We start from the raw sequence: 16,489 nt of genomic DNA on the forward strand, positions 1-16,489 counted from the left end.
TAAAGGAGGATATTGATGATGCAAAGGCGAGATAAGTGGCGGCTAATGCTTGTGGCTTTAGTTATTTTAGCTGCTGCTGTTACCATTTATCCCATAGAGGGGAAAATAAAGCTAGGGTTGGATTTGAAAGGAGGAGCCCATATACTCCTTAAAGCCAAGGGGACACCAGAAAATCCGCTTACGGACGATAGTATAGAACGCTTGATTGCAGTTTTAAGGAATAGAGTTGACCAGTATGGTGTTTCAGAGCCGGTCATTCAAAGGGAAGGGAAGGATAGGGTTATTGTGGACCTTCCTGGAGTCTCTGATCCTGAGGCTGCATTGGAACTCATAGGTAAAACTGCTCAGCTTGAGTTCCGAGAGGTTCTTAGCTCCCAACCTCCTATGCCTCCAGGGCCCCAAAGGCAAAATTATGATAGCCAGGAAGAATATGAGGAGGCCCTTTCCCGGTGGAACTCATTGAAAGAGGAGCGTGATGCTCTTGCTGCCCAACTTAAGGAAGAAGTAGGAAAGAAAGCTGGCTTGACTTTGTCCACAGATGACGAAGGGGCTGTTTACTTGCTTGGCAAGGTGTATGTCACTGGTAAATCGCTGGTGGATGCTAAGGCTACCTACGATAATCTTGGCAGACCTGTTGTTTCTTTGGAGTTTGATAAAGAGGGCAGCAAGCTTTTTGAGGATGCCACAGCGTCCAATGTTGGAAGGCAGATAGCCATAGTGTTGGACGGTAAAGTTATTTCGGCTCCCGTTGTTCAGGAAAGGATAAGTGGTGGAAGGGCTCAAATTTCTGGCAGATTTTCGGCGTCTTCAGCTCAGAGGCTGGCTATAATGCTTAGAGCTGGAGCTTTACCTGTGCCAGTAGAGATATTGGAGAATCGTTCGGTAGGCCCCACGTTGGGCGCGGATTCCATACGTTCTGGTTTAAAAGCAGGAATTATAGGTGCTATTTTGGTTTTGGTTTTCATGTTTATTTATTATCGTTGGCTTGGAGTCGTGGCGAACATCGCCCTTCTGACAGCCTTGCTTCTTCTTTTTGCTGGTTTAGTGAGCCTTAAAGCCACTCTAACTTTGCCTGGTATAGCGGGTATAATTTTGAGCATAGGCATGGCCGTGGATGGCAATATTTTGATTTATGAGCGGATAAAAGAGGAGCTTCGCTCTGGAAAGACATATTATGCATCCGTGGATGCCGGATTCCGCAAAGCCTTTACGACTATAGTGGACGCAAATTTGACGACGCTAATAGCTGCTGGAGTTTTGTTTTATTTTGGTAGTGGCCCTATAAAGGGTTTTGCCGTCACTTTGAGTATAGGTATTTTTGCCAGTGTCTTTAGTGCGGTAGTGGTAACAAGAGCGCTTTTGCAGACCTTTTATAGACTATATCGGGCTAGGTCCGTAAAGTAGGAGCGGGGGAGGAAAATGGTTATGTTTGGAAAGAATTTTTCGATAGATTTTATGAACGTTAGGAGAATAGCCCTGCTTCTGAGCATAATTCTAGTCTTAGGAAGCATATCTTTGTTAGTGTTTAGGGGCTTGAACTTGGGCATAGATTTTAGAGGAGGGAATCTCCTTCAAATTCAGTTGCCAGCACCAACAGATGTTTCCGAGGTAAGAAGCGTGATGAGTGAAGCTGGAGCGGAGCAGGCCATAATACAGGCTTATAGCGATCGTGGGTTCATAATACGACTGAAGACCGACAGTGATGAAGCTGTAAGCAGCATTCTTTCTGTTCTAAAAGTTAAATATCCTGGCATGGAGCTTTTACGCCTGGAAAAAGTAGGCCCTGTAGTGGGAAAGGCTTTGCGGAAACAGGCGATAGTTGCTGTCTGCATAGCCTTAGTTGGCATACTGATATACATAACCCTTCGATTTAGATTCCGCTTTGCCGTTGTGAGCGTAATAGCCCTAGTGCATGATTCTTTGATAACTTTAGGGGTATTCAGCCTGACGGGCAGAGAGATATCTCTTCCCTTTATAGCGGCAATACTTACCATTGTGGGTTATTCGCTAAATGATACTATAGTTGTATTGGACAGGATAAGGGAAAATTGGAAGTCTTTGGGTAAAGAGGGAATAATCAATGTGCTTAACATGTCCATTAATCAGACCCTATCTAGGACCATAAATACTTCGTTGACCACGTTCTTGCCCGTAGCAGCCTTGTTCTTGTGGGGAGGGCCGGTTATTGCCAATTTCGCGTTCGCTATAATGGTAGGAATAATAGTTGGAACTTATAGTTCTATTTATGTAGCTAGTGCCTTGTTGGCAGAGTGGTATTTGGCTTCTCCGGAGAAAAAATAGATAATTTAGGTAGGAGTTATAAACCGAAAGGAGTGTGCCGCAATGTCTATTTCAGCTTTTGAAAGGTTGAAAGGGGTGATATCGGCCACTCTCATAGAGAGAATAGTGAAGGTAGTTGAGAGTGGGGATGAAAAAAAACTGGCTGGTTTGTTTGACCTTCTGTCCAAGCTTGCTCCGGCAAAATATTTCAGGGAAAGTTTTGCTCAGCTGGCAGAAATGGCCAGAACGAACCATCCGTTCGTTGGGGTATTTCGCCGAGTATTTACTGAGCTCAACGAAAACTGCAGAAAGAAAGCAATTTTAAATTTTTTGGTCAATTTTATAATTTTGGGGAGAGCTATCCGAGACCGTAAGGAAAAGGAGTTAGGAGTACACATCCCCAATTTTATGGTTATAAGCCCCACAATGCGCTGCAATCTCAATTGTAAAGGATGCTATGCGTCGGCGTATTCCAAGGAAGGCGACCTTCCCATAGAGGTTGTGGACAGGGTTATCAGTGAGGCAAAAGAGTTGGGAATGTACTTTTTTACTTTTTCTGGAGGCGAATGCTTTATTAGGGAGGATCTTCTTGACTTTTGGGAGAAGCATGATGATTGCTATTTTCAGGTTTACACGAATGGCACACTGCTGGATGATAAGATGACCGATAGGCTAGCCGAGATGGGCAATGTAGCCCCTATGCTCTCGGTGGAAGGGTCGAAGGAAGAAACAGATTACAGGCGAGGGCCTGGTGTATACGAAAAGGTTATGAACTCTTTTGAACTTTTGAGGCGAAAAGGGATATTGTATGGGTTCAGTGCTACCTTTACTCGAAGTAGTGCGGAGTATCTTCTAAAAGATGAATTTATCGAAAAGATGCTGGATAAAGGTTGTAAGGTCGGATGGTTTTTCCAGTATATTCCCACGGGTGGCGCGCCTGATTTGAATTATATGGCGACTCCACAGCAGAGGGCCGCGCTTCACGAAAAAGTGGAAGAATGGCGAAGCAAATATCCCATATTTTTGGGGGATTTTTGGAACGACGGTCCTTATGTAGATGGATGTATGGCTGGAGGGCAGAGATATCTTCACATTATTTCGAGCGGAGATGTTGAGCCGTGTGTGTTCGTTCACTTCGCGGTGGATAATATAAAGGAGAAGTCCCTCTTGGAGGTGCTCCAGAGCGACTTTTTTAAGGCTATAAGAGAAGCTCAGCCTTATGATGACGATAATCTCCTTTGTCCTTGTTTGATAATAGATCACCCCCACGTACTGAGAGAGTTGGTTAAAAAATATAGGGCAAAACCTACCCATCCAGGGGCAGAGGCGCTCTTAAAAGATCTTGTGCTTGGGTTGGACAAATATAGTGAAGAAATAAGATCAATTTTTGGGCCTGAGTGGGAAGAAAGAGGTCGCAGCAAGTATCTTAAAAGCTTGGAAAAGGAAGACAAAAAGGAGCCTTTGGAGAGAATAAAGAAAAGGATAGAGGTCAAATAAAAGTTTTTAGGCTCAAGGGGGAAGGTGGTAAAGGGTGAGAAGTTATGCTTTGGCAATAGCGGTGGCTATGTTGGTTGCGGCTCTTTATGCATTTCAGAATCCTCAGGAAGTAGTCGTTAAATTTTTCAGTTGGGAAAGAGAGCTACCTCAAGGTATATGGGAGGTTCTGCTTTTTGCGGCCGGAGGAGTGTTAATGTGGCTGGTTTCTTTGTTTGCTCTTGTGGAAAGTCGAGCTAAATTAATAAAGCAAATTAAAGAAAAAGATAAGAAAATCAAAGACCTAGAAGCAGAAAAAAATTCACTGATCAAAGCGATAGGCGAAAAGAATGAGAAGGTGGAATCTGAGACCACCTATCCTTCGGCTGCTGAAGAAGTCAAAGAAATAAAGACTCAGCCAACTGAAAAAACAGAGAAAGAGGGGGACTAGTAAGACGTTTTGAACATATGGCCATTAGAAAGGGTTTCCCTCAAGACCCTAAAATCGGAAGATGACGAACTGGCAGCCAAGTGCGGCTGTTCACCTATAGTGGCTGCCCTTTTAAGGATTAAATATGGTTTTGGCAGAGGTGACATTCTAAGGGCTCGGGAGTGGCTTAACCCGAGCCTAAAAAGCGCCTTGCTATCGCTAGAGTATACCGAAGAAGAGAAAGAAGCTGCAAATGTGTGGCAGAGGAACAAAGGTGCCGCAAGAGTAGCAGTTTACGGAGACTACGATGTGGATGGCGTTTGTGCCACCACTCTAGCTGTGGAGATGGCACTGAAAAGTTTTTTAAGCGTGCGGTATTTTATTCCTCACAGGCATGAACAAGGATACGGAGTTCATAAGAGTATCATCAGAGATTTGGCTCGCGATCGATGTAACCTCTTGATAGTGGTTGACTGTGGCACCAGAGATATAGAAGCTTTATCTGAAGCTGCAAAAGCAGGTATTGATGTTTTGGTATTTGATCATCACGCGCCTGGAGATGCCCTTCCGGAAGGGGTAGTAGTCGTCAATCCCTATGTAACCGGAAGCCCAGAGAGCAAAACTCTTTGTGCCACTGGGGTTTTGTGGAAGTGGGCCGTAAAGAGCCGTATTTTTGATCCCAAGTGGCTGATTTCTAAACTTGACCTTGTTGCCCTCGCAACTATAGCAGATTCAATGCCGTTAGGGCTTCTGAATAGGGCGCTTGTCAAGGCAGGTATAAATGTATTGCGCAAGCAAACCAGAGGTGGTCTTGCTGCTTTGGCTGGTGAAATGAGGCTTAACGTCAACGTTATTGATGAGGAAGACCTTTCCATGAGAGTTATTCCTGCGCTGAACGCAGCAGGTAGGCTTGACTTAGCAGAACTTTCCGTGAAAGTCCTTTTGGGGCATGATAATGTGAAAACCTATGTGCAAAAGCTTATAGCGTTGAACAGAAGACGGCAATGTCTATCAAGTAACTTGTTAGAAGAACTTTGGCCATTAATTGAAAGAGGAGAACATGTAGTATGCGATGAAAAATGGCCTGCTGGCGTCTTGAGCGGTGTAGCTAGCCGCTTGTGCAGTGAAACGGGGAAGGCCATAGCTTTGGCTGCACCAGTTGGGAAGGTTATAAGAGGCACCCTGAGGGTGCCGAAAGGATCAGATGCCCTTCAGGTTTTAACGGAGGTGGCACCATATCTTGAGGCATGGGGAGGGCATAAGTTTGCTGCAGGTTTTTCTGTGGATGCTAAAAAGTGGGATGAGCTGAAAGAACGCATGGACAACATACTTAAAGGCATAGAACCTTCCTTTGAAGAACTGGAAGTATTGGATATTTCTCCTTCTTGTTTGTCTTTGAACGAAGTGTTACAAATAAAGCAATTGGGTCCCTTTGGGGTGGGCAACCCCGCTCCTTTGTTTTTTGCCAAAAGAGAAAGTCCTTTGGAATTACTCCCCCTAGGTAAGGATGGAAGGCATTTCAGGGTAAAATCGGGAGAAAACAGCTACATAGCCTTCAATGGGGCGTCAAGTAAGGATATAATAATAGATTCATATGGCTGGATTTATAGGCCCAAAATAAATTATTGGCGAGGAAACGTCAAGGTTGATATGTTGTTAGATCGAGTAGTAGTGAATCGGTGTGAATAAAGGGATTGACCATGACGGGTGATGTAAATAGGCCGAAAGATGATGAGAATATGAAAATGAAGAAAGCCACGGAGATGCAGGCAACCCAGAAGAAAAAATCCATGCGTCTTCTAAGGGATAGCTTTGTCGGGCGTTTGCCCAAAGACCAAAGAGATATGTCCGTAAAAATGGCCTGGCAAGAATTTTGGGCTAAAGCGTCCAGCTATTTGCCAAAGGAAGATCTTATCAGATGTGGAGAAGCGTTTGTATTTGCCGCCACGGCCCATGATGGCCAGTTCAGGCTTTCCAAGGAACCCTATGTGGTTCACCCTGTGCGCGTGGCTGCTATCCTTGCTGATATGGAACTAGATGTAAGTACATTGAAAGCTGCCTTTTTGCACGACGTGTTGGAGGATACTTCCGTGCCCCCTGAGGAGATTGCAACTCTGTTTGGGGAAGACGTTTTTTTGTTGGTTGACGGAGTTACCAAGCTTGGGAAAATCACTTTTAAGTCCTTCGAGGATTATCAGGCAGAGAACCTCAGGAAGATGTTCCTCGTTATGGCAAAAGATATTAGAGTAGTTCTTATAAAGTTGGCGGATAGGCTCCATAACATTAAGACCATACAGTATCTGAGGACGGATAAACAGGTCAGAATAGCAAAGGAAACCTTGGAGATTTATGCCCCTCTGGCACATAGGTTGGGTATATACCAAATAAAGAGAGAATTGGAGGACGCAGCTTTCAAAGTGGCCGATCCGGAGGCCTATTATGATATAAGGCGGAGGGTTAAAAAGAAGCTTCCGGAAAGGGAAAGTATCATAAAACAGGCCATGACTATATTGGAAGGGAAGCTTAATGAGATGGGCGTAAAGGCCCATATAACTGGTAGGGCCAAGCACTTCTACAGCATATATGAGAAGATGCGCAGGAAAAACGTCTCTTTAGAGGAACTTTTCGACCTATTGGCCCTTAGAGTTATAGTTGATGATGTGGCAACTTGTTATACGGTATTAGGTGTAGTGCATACTATTTGGAAACCTCTTCCAGGTCAGTTTGACGATTATATAGCTAATCCCAAGAGCAATATGTACCAATCTTTACATACAGCAGTTATAGGCCCTAGTGGTGAGCCTTTGGAGGTTCAGATAAGAACCTGGGATATGCATTGGCTGGCGGAGTACGGTGTCGCTTCCCACTGGAGGTACAAGGAGGGCAAGCAAAAGCTTGACGAGCTAGATCAGAAACTATCATGGATAAGACAAGCTTTGGAGGCGCAAGCAGAAACATCTGAACCCTCTGAATTCTTGGAGCATGTGAAAGCTGATGTACTCTCCTCTGAGGTCTTTGTGTTCACTCCGAAAGGAGATGTAATTTCCCTTCCTTTAGGTTCTACACCGCTGGACTTTGCCTATACAATTCACACAGAGGTGGGCAATAAATTCATTGGGGCCATGGTAAATAACCGGATCGTGCCTATGGACTACGAGCTCCAAAATGGCGATATAGTAAAGATTCTTACCTCTCCTCATGGAAAGCCGTCAAGGGACTGGCTAAATATAGCGAAAAGCAATAGGGCAAAAAGTAAGATAAGGTCTTATTTTAGGCAACAAGAGAAGAACGAAAGAGAAGAAAAGATTACAAAAGGGAAAGAATACCTTACAAGAGAAATAAAAAAGAGATTGCACAAGGAAAAAGAGGAAGACAAAGGCGTAGCTTTATCAACGTCTCTATTAAACAAGGTGGCTAAAGATATAGGGTACTCCAATTTTGAGGAGTTACTAATGGCCATAGGGACAGGCGAAGTTGGGGCATCCCAGGTTGCCTCTAAGTATCTGGGATTGGAAACTTCAAAGGCGGCAAAAGAAGAGGTGGTTCTAGAGGCAGTAAAAGAAGAAAAGGAAGAAGCTAAGACATATGATGCAGAGATAGTAGTACAAGGCATTCAAGGCCTTCTTGTGGGCAGGGCAAATTGTTGCAAGCCTCTTCCAGGGGATCGCATAGTGGGAGTAGTTACAAAGCGAAGAGGCGTAATTGTGCATAAGGACGACTGTCCTAACATTAGTAAGATTCCCAGGGACAGATTGGTAGAAGTTGAGTGGGGTAGTAGAAGATCAGAACGCTACAGTACGAGACTCAGAATTGATGGGACAGACAGGCCTGGGCTATTTGCAGATGTTGCTCATACCATAAATACATGTGATGGGACTATCCTTCAGGTAAGAGCTTCCGTCACAGGTACAGGGAGAGCCAGGATGGTTGTGGATCTGAAGGTGAAGGATATAGAACATCTTTATCAAATAATAGCTAAAATCAATGTGGTAAAGGGTGTAATAGAAGTAATACGGGGGTGAATGCCTGTGCGGGCTGTGATACAGAGGGTAAATTGGGCAGAAGTGACAGTCGAAGGTGAAACTATAGGAGCAATAGATAAGGGGCTTTTAGTCCTTTTAGGTGTCACTGAGAGCGATACAGATAAAGATGTCAGTTGGATGGTGGAGAAGATTGTAAATTTAAGGATTTTTGAGGATCAAATGGGCAAGATGAACCTTTCCCTGAAGGATTTAGGAGGCCAAATGTTGGTGGTTTCCCAATTTACCTTATACGGAGACTGTCGTAAAGGCAGAAGGCCTTCTTTTGTGAAGGCTGCTGAGCCTTCAAAGGCTAAAAAATTATATGAAGCATTTATAGACTCCGTAAGGTCCCTTGGTACACAGGTAGAGGAGGGCAAGTTCCAAGCCCACATGGAGGTAAAGTTGTGTAATGATGGGCCGGTTACACTTATAGTGGATAGTAAGGAGGTCTTAGGTTAATGAACATAAAAAGGTTTCCTTTAGGTCCCTTATGGACTAACGGCTATTTAGTTTGGGATTCAGATGGCAGAGGATTTTTCGTTGACCCTGGCGGTCCTATGGGAGAAGTTATAGAATTTATAAAGAATGCCAATATAGGATTGGAAATGGTGTTACTTACCCATGGCCACTCTGATCACATTTTCGGCCTAGAGGAGATAAGACCTTTGGCGAAAAAAGGAGTAGGAATTCATGAGTTAGATGCTCCGTTATTGGAAAAGCCTGAGCTCAACCTTTCTGCATTTCTTAGCAAGCCGTGTGCTGCTAAGCCTGCGGAACAGAAATTGCAAGATGGTCAAGTTTTAGAGATAGGCTCTATGAAAGTAGAAGTTATTCATACGCCGGGACACACTAGAGGAAGCTGCTGCTTGATGGCCAATGACGAAGACGAAGCTATACTTTTATCAGGTGATACCCTTTTTGCCCAAAGTATAGGAAGGACAGACCTGCCTGGAGGAGATCAGAGGGAACTAGAGTGTTCTTTAAAAAAACTTGCTCGGCTTAAGGATGACATGCAAGTTTTTCCCGGTCATGGTCCAGATACCACTATAGGGGCAGAGAGGAGAAATAATCCTTTTTGGCCTATGGAAGAGTAAAGGCCTTAATAGATTTTATTGAAAGATGGTGAAAGGAATGTTTGGTTCACTTGCTGGGGTTTTTGGTAAGGATATAGGCATAGATTTGGGAACCTCTAACATTGTAGTGTATGTGAAGGGTAAGGGAATTGTCATAGATGAGCCTTCTGTCATAGCTTATAGGCGCCCGACCAGGAAGAGCGCTAAAGAGATTATTGCTTTCGGTAGAGAAGCAAAAGCTATGGAAGGCAAGACCCCTAAAGGGGTGGAAGCCGTAAGACCCCTCCAAAATGGTGTCATAGCTGATTTTGAAATGACAGGAGCGCTGATCAGTCACGTCCTAAACGAGGTCAGTGGAGGTGTAGGTTTTTTTAGTCACCCAAAGGTTGTTATATGTGCACCTGTATACGTAACCGAAGTGGAGAGAAAAGCTTTTATCGATGTCACTTTGGATGGCGGAGCGAGGGAGGCATATGTAATAGAAGAACCGTTGGCTGCAGCATTGGGAGTTGGTTTGCCTATAAATGAACCAAGGGGAAACATGATCCTCGACATAGGAGGTGGGACCAGCGAAATAGCGGTCCTTTCTCTGGGTGGAGTAGTAGTTAGCAACTCTTTGAGAATGGCTGGGAACGATATGGATGAGAACATAATGAATATGATAAGACAAAAATACACCTTGGTCATAGGTCCTTCTACAGCTGAGGAGATAAAAAACACCCTGGGTTCGGCATTGCCCTTGGAAAATGAGAAGATAATGGAAATAAGGGGTAGGAATCTCAAAGATGGCCTTCCTAAAGCTATTTGTATTTCAAGCTCTGAGGTCAGGGAGGCGATCGACCCTGTAATAGTCAAAATAATAGAGATGGTGAGAGAAACTTTGGAAGAAACGCCTCCTGAGCTGGCCAGAGATATAGCAGATCAAGGGTTGGTGCTAACAGGAGGTGTGGCAATGCTAGAAGGACTTGACCATAGGTTATCACAGGAACTGAATGCCCCTGTTGTTATGGCGGAAGAACCAAAATATTCTGTAGCTAAAGGACTAGGCAAACTTTTGGATAATTTAGGCTCAATGAAAAAGGTGGTAATTTCCGTGGACCATGGTACGCGGTAATGGAGATGAAGGAAGATGCTGTTTTGAAACAGGTGAGGCTCCTTGTTTAGACAGCTAAATTTTGCAATTGTACATGGAACTATAGCTTTGTTGTTAGGGGTTACCTTGCTTTTGTCCTCTGCTAACACTAACCTTACTCAGAGGCTTTCCGATTTCTCAGAGAGGGCCTTGCGCTTACCGGAGTTTCCTGCTTTTACTGCGAGAAGGATTGTGGCTAAGGCCGTATTTTGGTTTGATCAAGGCTTGAACCTTAAAGAAGAGCTCGAGGTACTGAGGGACGAAAATGTGAAGCTTAAAGTGTTGCTGGCAGCTAGGCAAGGCGATGTAAAACTTGGTGAATCTGACATGTTGACGGCGGAAATAACTCTGCGCAGACCTGAAGATTGGTGGGAAAAGTTCAGGATAAACAAAGGCAGTAAAGAGGGGATAAGACCAGGCTTTGCTGTCTTAAACAACGGATTTTTGGTAGGAAGGGTCTATAAGGTTAGTGCCCATCAGGCCTGGGTGAGGCTTCTAACAGGCTTGGAAATGATGGTCCCTGCAGTTGTTTCGGAAACAAGGGATTTAGGTGTTGTTGCAGGAGATGGCAAAGGCTCCCTGCGCCTCCTTTATATTCCTTCAGAAAGCCCTGTAGCTAGTGGCATGAACATTGAGACAGCTTTAGTTAATGAATATTTACCGGCAGGTCTACCTATTGGTACTGTGGGAGGCGTATTGGAGGAAAAAGACGGTTATAGTGTTTTCGTTGTAAAAAGTAAGGCTCAGCTTTCTCGTATGTATCAGGTTCAGATATATATCCCTAGTGGTGGCGAAAAATGATAATAAATTCCCTTTTGATGTGGTTTTTGCAGGATCTACTTCAGGTGTTTTTAAGGGGATGGATGTTGATCCCTGATTTTATGTTGATGTTTGTGTGCTATAAATCTATCACATCAAATTATGGACTATCAAGGATGATATGGATTGCTTTTGTGGGTGGTTTGTGTTGGGATCTCAGGTGGGCAGGAATATTGGGACTCAACGCTTTGGCTTATACTGTAGCTTTAATATTATCATTTTGGTTTTGGAATTTAATGCCCAAAAACGGCCGCACACCTGTGATCTTAGCTGCTGTGATGTTGATGGGTCATTTAACCGTGGCCGTTTTTAGGTTGATCATTTTAGGGATTCCTTCTCATTATTTATTATACCAGGTGGCCCTCCAGCAGTCATATGCTGTTGTGCTATCTATCATCTTTGGCTTTGTCTTTTATAAGCGAGGGAATAAGAGCAATGCCCCACAAGCTTGATCCTAACAAGAATAGGATTCAAATACTCAGATTGTTAGTTGTTTTTTCCCTGTTGCTGCTAATCGTAGCCCTTTTCAGATTCCAGATTATTCAAGCGGATAAATATATTAGTTTGGCTGCGCAAAACAGGTTGAGGTTTATAAGGCTTTCACCATCGCGAGGGGATATCGTAGATGCTAATGGGGCTATTTTGGCCACCAGCATGAAGGTTTTCAATCTCATGGGATATCCCCAGGATTTAATGAAAAAAGGAAGGCTACAGCTCCTGGAGAGAATATTTTTAAGACACGGTATCCCCATTTCGAAAAAAAAGATAAAAGACATTATCAAAAAACAGTATACTGTTCCTTATAATGCAGTTACTGTGCTTCTCAATCTTACCCTTGCACAGGTTTCCGATTTGATCAGCGATCCAGAATTTCCTGAGTTTCTTTTTCCTCTGCCTGTGATGCGGAGAGTTTACCCAACAGGTAATTTATTGCCCCACGTTTTAGGCTACGTAGGAGAAATTACAAAGGAAGAGCTTGAGAATTTAGGTGAAAAAGGGTACAGAGGTGGGGACGTAATAGGTAAAGCTGGTGTGGAGCTGGTCTACGAGGACAAGCTAAGAGGAGAATATGGTGAGGAAGCAATAGAAGTGGATGCCAAGGGCAGAAGGGTAAGAGTGGTGAATAGAAAAGAACCTATGCCTGGGGAAAAGGTGGTCCTAACAATAGATCTGAATGCTCAAAGTTATGCAGCATCTCTACTTGGTGGCAGAAAAGGTGCTGTTTTTGCTATGGACGTAAAAAATGGTGATGTGAAAGTTTTATACAGTTTTCCAGGTTACGATCCAAACTCCCTCGCTTGGGGGCTCTCAAGCAAGGAGTGGAAACTTATCCTGAAAAATAGAGATAAGCCAATGATGAATAGGGTAATAAGTGGCACATATCCGCCGGGATCGACGTATAAAGTCGTAACGGCCTATGCCGCCTTAGCTGAAAAAAAGATATCTCCGAATACGACGTATTATTGTGGAGGTGCATTCAGATTAGGTAACAGAACTTTTCGGTGCTGGAAAAAGACAGGTCATGGAACTGAAAATTTAGAGAGAGCAATCAGGGATTCCTGTGACGTTTACTTTTATCAGGTTGGGTTAGAGGCAGGGATAAACGCACTAGCCTTTTGGAGCAGGAAGTTAGGGTTAGGAGAAATAACAGGTATAGATTTACCGGGAGAGGCAGATGGCCTTGTAGCTGATCCGACATGGAAGAAACGTACCTTTGGGGAGAGTTGGTACCTTGGGGATACGGTTAATTATTCTATAGGCCAAGGTTTTTTGCTAACTACTCCGATCCAGATGGCAAGAGTATTTGCGGCCATAGCAAATGGAGGCAAATTAGTTCGTCCGAGACTTTACATGGGCAGAGCCGTAGAGGTTCAAGATTTGGGCCTTTCAAATAAGACTTTAAGCTTTATAAGGAAAGCTTTATATCAGGTCGTAAAATCGGGTACTGGAAGGCCAGCAGGAAGGTATGGGGTGGAGGTTTCAGGCAAGACGGGAACGGCTCAGAACCCCCACGGTGAAGACCATGCATGGTTTGTTGGTTATGCTCCTTCTAAAGATCCTAAGTATGTGGCTGTAGCTCTGGTAGAAGGAGGAGGACATGGAAGCAGTGCTGCTGCACCCATAGTGGGTCAACTTTTGAGTTTCCTCTGTAATGGTTCCCGATGATGTGGCATATGTAAATATGTGGCATTATATTTATAATAATATAAGATTGGTAAATTATTTGAGAAAGGTGAAGTCCATGGATTACTCAGGAAAAATACAGTTTAAAGGTGAAGGCGAGCACATACGCTTGATAGTCTCAGAAAGCATTCCTGCAGAATTTTTGCACGAAGCTATCAATTTGGCTATAGACAAAGCGAGGAAGCTTGTTGGAGGGGTTCCTTTAATATTGGATTTCAAGAGTAGGCAATTGGTACAGGACGACATTTTCGGTCTTTTATCCAATGTTGTATGCAAGAGGCACTTAAAGATAAAAGAGTGGAGATCCTCTAATGAGGGGAGCAGGGAGCTTTTTAGTAGCATGGGATTTAAAACTCAGGAAAGGGGCAGGTTGTATCAGGGACGAGGAACTCTTTTTGTCCATAGGTCCTTGAGATCGGGAAAAACAATTGAGCATGACGGCGATGTGATAGTGTTGGGTAACGTGAATGAAGGAGCGGAGATATATGCCACAGGCTCCATTTGCGTATGGGGTAGGTTATGTGGCTTGGCTCATGCAGGATGTGAAGGAAAAGATGATGTTTTCATAGTTGCGGGTTGTTTTGATGCAAATCAAGTGAGGATAAGCGATAAGATATCTTATGTTGGACCTGATACTCACTGGATAGGAAAGTCTGTGAAGGTGTACGTTGCACAAGGAGTTATAGCTGTTTCGGAGCTTTCAGGATAGGATGAAGATTAGGAGAGATGTTAGAGCTCCTTGGGGCTTTAATATAATAGATGAGAGTTAAAATCACCTAAAGACGATGGAGGGATATCCTTTGAATGCGCGGATAATTGTTGTTACATCCGGAAAGGGAGGCGTAGGGAAAACCACGGTTACAGCCAATATATCTGTGGCTTTAGCAAAAGAGGGCTATTCCGTGGTTGCTATTGACGCGGATATAGGACTTAGAAACCTGGATGTCGTTATGGGCTTGGAAAATCGAATCGTTTACAATTTAGTTGACGTAGTTGAAGGAAGCTGCCGCTTGGAACAGGCCCTAGTAAGAGACAAAAGGGTAGACAATTTATATTTGTTGCCCGCTGCCCAAACTAGAACAAAGGACGCAGTTTCCCCTGAACAGATGGTAGAGCTCTGTGAGGCTTTGAGAGATTCGTATGATTTTGTTTTGATCGATAGCCCAGCTGGAATAGAAGGTGGCTTCAAAAATGCAGCTGTAGCTGCCGACGAGGCGCTGGTAGTGGCTACTCCAGAGGTTTCTTCGGTAAGGGATGCTGACAGGATAATAGGGCTTTTGGAATCCGAGGGGAAAAAGAGCATAAGCCTTATAGTTAACAGATATCGTTCCAGTATGGTCAAAAAGGGCAACATGTTGGACGTAACCGATGTGAGCGAGATCTTAGCTGTCAAATTACTGGGAGTTGTCCCTGAAGACGAGGCAGTTGTAGTTTCCACCAATAAAGGTGAGCCTCTGTCTATGGGATATAGTTCTCCTGCTGCAAAAGCCTTCAGAGATATATGCCATAGAATTTTGGGGAAGGATATTCCCCTCAAGTATCCTGATGAAAATGAGGGCAAGGGGTTTTGGGAAGGAATTAAGAGTTTATTTAGGCTATAGATGAAAAGGAGTGAAGTCATGGGTTTCCTTTCTCGTTTCTTTAAAGTAGGAGATTCTAAAAAGAAAGCAAAGGAGAGGCTTCAGCTTGTTCTCATACATGATAGGGCTGATATTTCTGCAGGAATGATGGAAATGCTGAGAAAAGACATTATAGAAGTTATAAGCCGCTATATGGAGATAGATGAGAGCCAAATAGAGTTGGAATTGGAAAAGGAAAACAAATCTGTGGCCTTGGTTGCCAATATACCCATAGTTAAGGTCAAAAGAAATTACCGCAACGTTAAGACAAGTTCCAACAAGGGGGAGTAGAAACCGGGAGGACGATGAAAAAATTTTTAAGATCCCTTTTTGAAAGAGTTTATGCCCTCCGGGAGATGGATTTCCTCACCCTTGTACTAGTCTTTTTGCTTTTTTTGGTGGGACTTGTGAGCATATATAGTGCTACGGCTGGGAGAGGGGATATCGTAAAGTACTTTGTCTACCGGCAGGCCATATGGGGAACAATAGCTTTCGGGGCATTTTTATTTGTGTTCTGTGTGGGGCACGAGAGGCTTTTAAAGTGGTCAGCCATTGTGTATGCGAGTGTCTTATTTTTGATGGCTCTGGTGCTAATAGCAGGGACAGTATCTAGGGGCTCTCAAAGTTGGATAGATATAGGAACTCTATTACACCTTGGGCAAGTTAGGATTCAGCCCTCTGAATTAGGGAAGGTTGCCCTCTCTCTTGTTTTGGCATCCTGGCTTTCCCGGTTTCCTCCCAATAAATTGAAGAATTTCTTGGGTGCTTTGGCGATCGCTGGTTTAAGCGGTGCCTTGGTTTTATTGCAACCTGATTTGGGAACGGCAGCAGTATATGGATGTATAACTTTGGCTGCTTTGTTTGCTTCTGGAGCATTAGGAAAGTATCTTGCCATTTTGCTATCCATTGTTGTAGGATGCATGCCTTTGGGGTGGCATTTCCTGAAGGAGTATCAGAGGCTAAGGTTACTGGTGTTCATAAACCCTTATCTGGATCCTCTTGGGGCAGGTTATAATGTCATTCAGTCTCGAATAGCGGTGGGAGCAGGAGGTTTGTGGGGTAAAGGCTTTTTGAAAGGTACCCAAAGCAAACTTTACTTTCTGCCTGAGCCACATACGGATTTTATATTTAGTGTTTTTGCGGAAGAGTTTGGATTTGTAGGATCCACAATAATAATATTGTTGTTTGGTTTTTTGCTTTGGAGGCTCTTAGGTATAGCAAAGATTGTCAAAGATAAAAGAGCTAAAATTTTTATAGTAGGAATTTCTGCTTGGATATGGTTCCAGGTTATCGAATCTCTTGCTATGAGTATGGGGCTTGCGCCAGTAACAGGATTGCCGCTTCCCTTTTTATCCTATGGAGGTAGCTCTTTAGTCTCTGTCGGCATAGCTTTGGGTATAGTACAGAGCATATATGTTTCTACGAAAAAGCAGTATAGGTTGACGTTAGATTAAACA

The 16,489-nt window shown here is 43.7% G+C and carries 16 protein-coding genes; all 16 read left to right on the forward strand.

Annotated elements, in window-relative coordinates:
- Positions 1 to 18: 18 nt before the first annotated feature.
- Complete coding sequence (secD, locus tag H0Z23_RS05635; RefSeq protein WP_296868146.1) at positions 19 to 1,404, forward strand: protein translocase subunit SecD; 1,386 nt, start codon at positions 19 to 21, stop codon at positions 1,402 to 1,404.
- A gap of 21 nt (positions 1,405 to 1,425) precedes the next feature.
- Entirely contained in the window at positions 1,426 to 2,301 is an 876-nt protein-coding gene (gene secF, locus H0Z23_RS05640) for a protein translocase subunit SecF (protein WP_296868095.1), read from the forward strand.
- Positions 2,302 to 2,343: 42 nt separating this feature from the next.
- Positions 2,344 to 3,777 carry a radical SAM protein gene (locus tag H0Z23_RS05645; protein ID WP_296868097.1) on the forward strand — a complete coding sequence of 478 codons (1,434 nt, stop codon included), beginning with the start codon at positions 2,344 to 2,346 and terminating at the stop codon, positions 3,775 to 3,777.
- A gap of 34 nt (positions 3,778 to 3,811) precedes the next feature.
- Positions 3,812 to 4,204, forward strand: coding sequence for a LapA family protein (locus H0Z23_RS05650; RefSeq protein WP_296868098.1), 393 nt, complete (start codon positions 3,812 to 3,814; stop codon positions 4,202 to 4,204).
- 9 nt (positions 4,205 to 4,213) lie between these two features.
- Entirely contained in the window at positions 4,214 to 5,872 is a 1,659-nt protein-coding gene (locus H0Z23_RS05655; RefSeq protein ID WP_296868100.1) for a DHH family phosphoesterase, read from the forward strand.
- Positions 5,873 to 5,928: 56 nt separating this feature from the next.
- Positions 5,929 to 8,205, forward strand: coding sequence for a bifunctional (p)ppGpp synthetase/guanosine-3',5'-bis(diphosphate) 3'-pyrophosphohydrolase (locus H0Z23_RS05660; RefSeq protein WP_296868148.1), 2,277 nt, complete (start codon positions 5,929 to 5,931; stop codon positions 8,203 to 8,205).
- Positions 8,206 to 8,211: 6 nt separating this feature from the next.
- Entirely contained in the window at positions 8,212 to 8,664 is a 453-nt protein-coding gene (gene dtd / locus H0Z23_RS05665; RefSeq protein ID WP_296868150.1) for a D-aminoacyl-tRNA deacylase, read from the forward strand.
- Positions 8,664 to 9,299 (forward strand): MBL fold metallo-hydrolase, encoded by a 636-nt coding sequence (locus H0Z23_RS05670; protein ID WP_296868102.1) that lies wholly within the window; start codon positions 8,664 to 8,666, stop codon positions 9,297 to 9,299. Before dtd ends, H0Z23_RS05670 begins: the two co-directional genes overlap by 1 nt.
- 25 nt (positions 9,300 to 9,324) lie before the next feature.
- Positions 9,325 to 10,392 (forward strand): rod shape-determining protein, encoded by a 1,068-nt coding sequence (locus H0Z23_RS05675; RefSeq protein ID WP_296868105.1) that lies wholly within the window; start codon positions 9,325 to 9,327, stop codon positions 10,390 to 10,392.
- A 42-nt stretch (positions 10,393 to 10,434) separates the two neighbouring features.
- Positions 10,435 to 11,211 carry a rod shape-determining protein MreC gene (gene mreC, locus H0Z23_RS05680; protein WP_296868107.1) on the forward strand — a complete coding sequence of 259 codons (777 nt, stop codon included), beginning with the start codon at positions 10,435 to 10,437 and terminating at the stop codon, positions 11,209 to 11,211.
- Positions 11,208 to 11,681, forward strand: coding sequence for a rod shape-determining protein MreD (gene mreD, locus H0Z23_RS05685; RefSeq protein ID WP_296868108.1), 474 nt, complete (start codon positions 11,208 to 11,210; stop codon positions 11,679 to 11,681). The genes mreC and mreD overlap by 4 nt, the downstream gene beginning before the upstream one ends.
- Positions 11,665 to 13,395 (forward strand): penicillin-binding protein 2, encoded by a 1,731-nt coding sequence (gene mrdA / locus H0Z23_RS05690; RefSeq protein ID WP_296868110.1) that lies wholly within the window; start codon positions 11,665 to 11,667, stop codon positions 13,393 to 13,395. The genes mreD and mrdA overlap by 17 nt, the downstream gene beginning before the upstream one ends.
- A gap of 76 nt (positions 13,396 to 13,471) precedes the next feature.
- Positions 13,472 to 14,122 (forward strand): septum site-determining protein MinC, encoded by a 651-nt coding sequence (locus tag H0Z23_RS05695; protein ID WP_296868112.1) that lies wholly within the window; start codon positions 13,472 to 13,474, stop codon positions 14,120 to 14,122.
- 91 nt (positions 14,123 to 14,213) lie between these two features.
- A complete protein-coding gene (gene minD, locus H0Z23_RS05700; RefSeq protein WP_296868114.1) occupies positions 14,214 to 15,014 on the forward strand; it encodes a septum site-determining protein MinD in 801 nt (266 codons plus the stop codon).
- An 18-nt stretch (positions 15,015 to 15,032) separates the two neighbouring features.
- On the forward strand, positions 15,033 to 15,323 hold the full coding sequence (gene minE, locus H0Z23_RS05705) for a cell division topological specificity factor MinE (RefSeq protein ID WP_296868152.1): 291 nt from the start codon (positions 15,033 to 15,035) through the stop codon (positions 15,321 to 15,323).
- A gap of 14 nt (positions 15,324 to 15,337) precedes the next feature.
- The gene (gene rodA, locus H0Z23_RS05710) at positions 15,338 to 16,486 is read left to right on the forward strand and encodes a rod shape-determining protein RodA (protein ID WP_296868116.1); all 1,149 of its coding nucleotides are present in this window, start codon (positions 15,338 to 15,340) and stop codon (positions 16,484 to 16,486) included.
- Positions 16,487 to 16,489 lie beyond the last annotated feature (3 nt).

The organism is Thermovirga sp., assembly GCF_017656375.1.
Classification (GTDB): domain Bacteria; phylum Synergistota; class Synergistia; order Synergistales; family Thermovirgaceae; genus Thermovirga.

Coding starts and splice junctions, on each gene's coding strand:
- H0Z23_RS05695 (WP_296868112.1), top strand. CDS start 13,472: ATGGATTACTCAGGAAAAATACAGTTTAAAGGTGAAGGCGAGCACATA.
- H0Z23_RS05660 (WP_296868148.1), top strand. CDS start 5,929: ATGAAGAAAGCCACGGAGATGCAGGCAACCCAGAAGAAAAAATCCATG.
- H0Z23_RS05645 (WP_296868097.1), top strand. CDS start 2,344: ATGTCTATTTCAGCTTTTGAAAGGTTGAAAGGGGTGATATCGGCCACT.
- secF (WP_296868095.1), top strand. CDS start 1,426: ATGTTTGGAAAGAATTTTTCGATAGATTTTATGAACGTTAGGAGAATA.
- mrdA (WP_296868110.1), top strand. CDS start 11,665: ATGCCCCACAAGCTTGATCCTAACAAGAATAGGATTCAAATACTCAGA.
- rodA (WP_296868116.1), top strand. CDS start 15,338: ATGAAAAAATTTTTAAGATCCCTTTTTGAAAGAGTTTATGCCCTCCGG.
- mreD (WP_296868108.1), top strand. CDS start 11,208: ATGATAATAAATTCCCTTTTGATGTGGTTTTTGCAGGATCTACTTCAG.
- minE (WP_296868152.1), top strand. CDS start 15,033: ATGGGTTTCCTTTCTCGTTTCTTTAAAGTAGGAGATTCTAAAAAGAAA.
- secD (WP_296868146.1), top strand. CDS start 19: ATGCAAAGGCGAGATAAGTGGCGGCTAATGCTTGTGGCTTTAGTTATT.
- H0Z23_RS05675 (WP_296868105.1), top strand. CDS start 9,325: ATGGTGAAAGGAATGTTTGGTTCACTTGCTGGGGTTTTTGGTAAGGAT.
- H0Z23_RS05670 (WP_296868102.1), top strand. CDS start 8,664: ATGAACATAAAAAGGTTTCCTTTAGGTCCCTTATGGACTAACGGCTAT.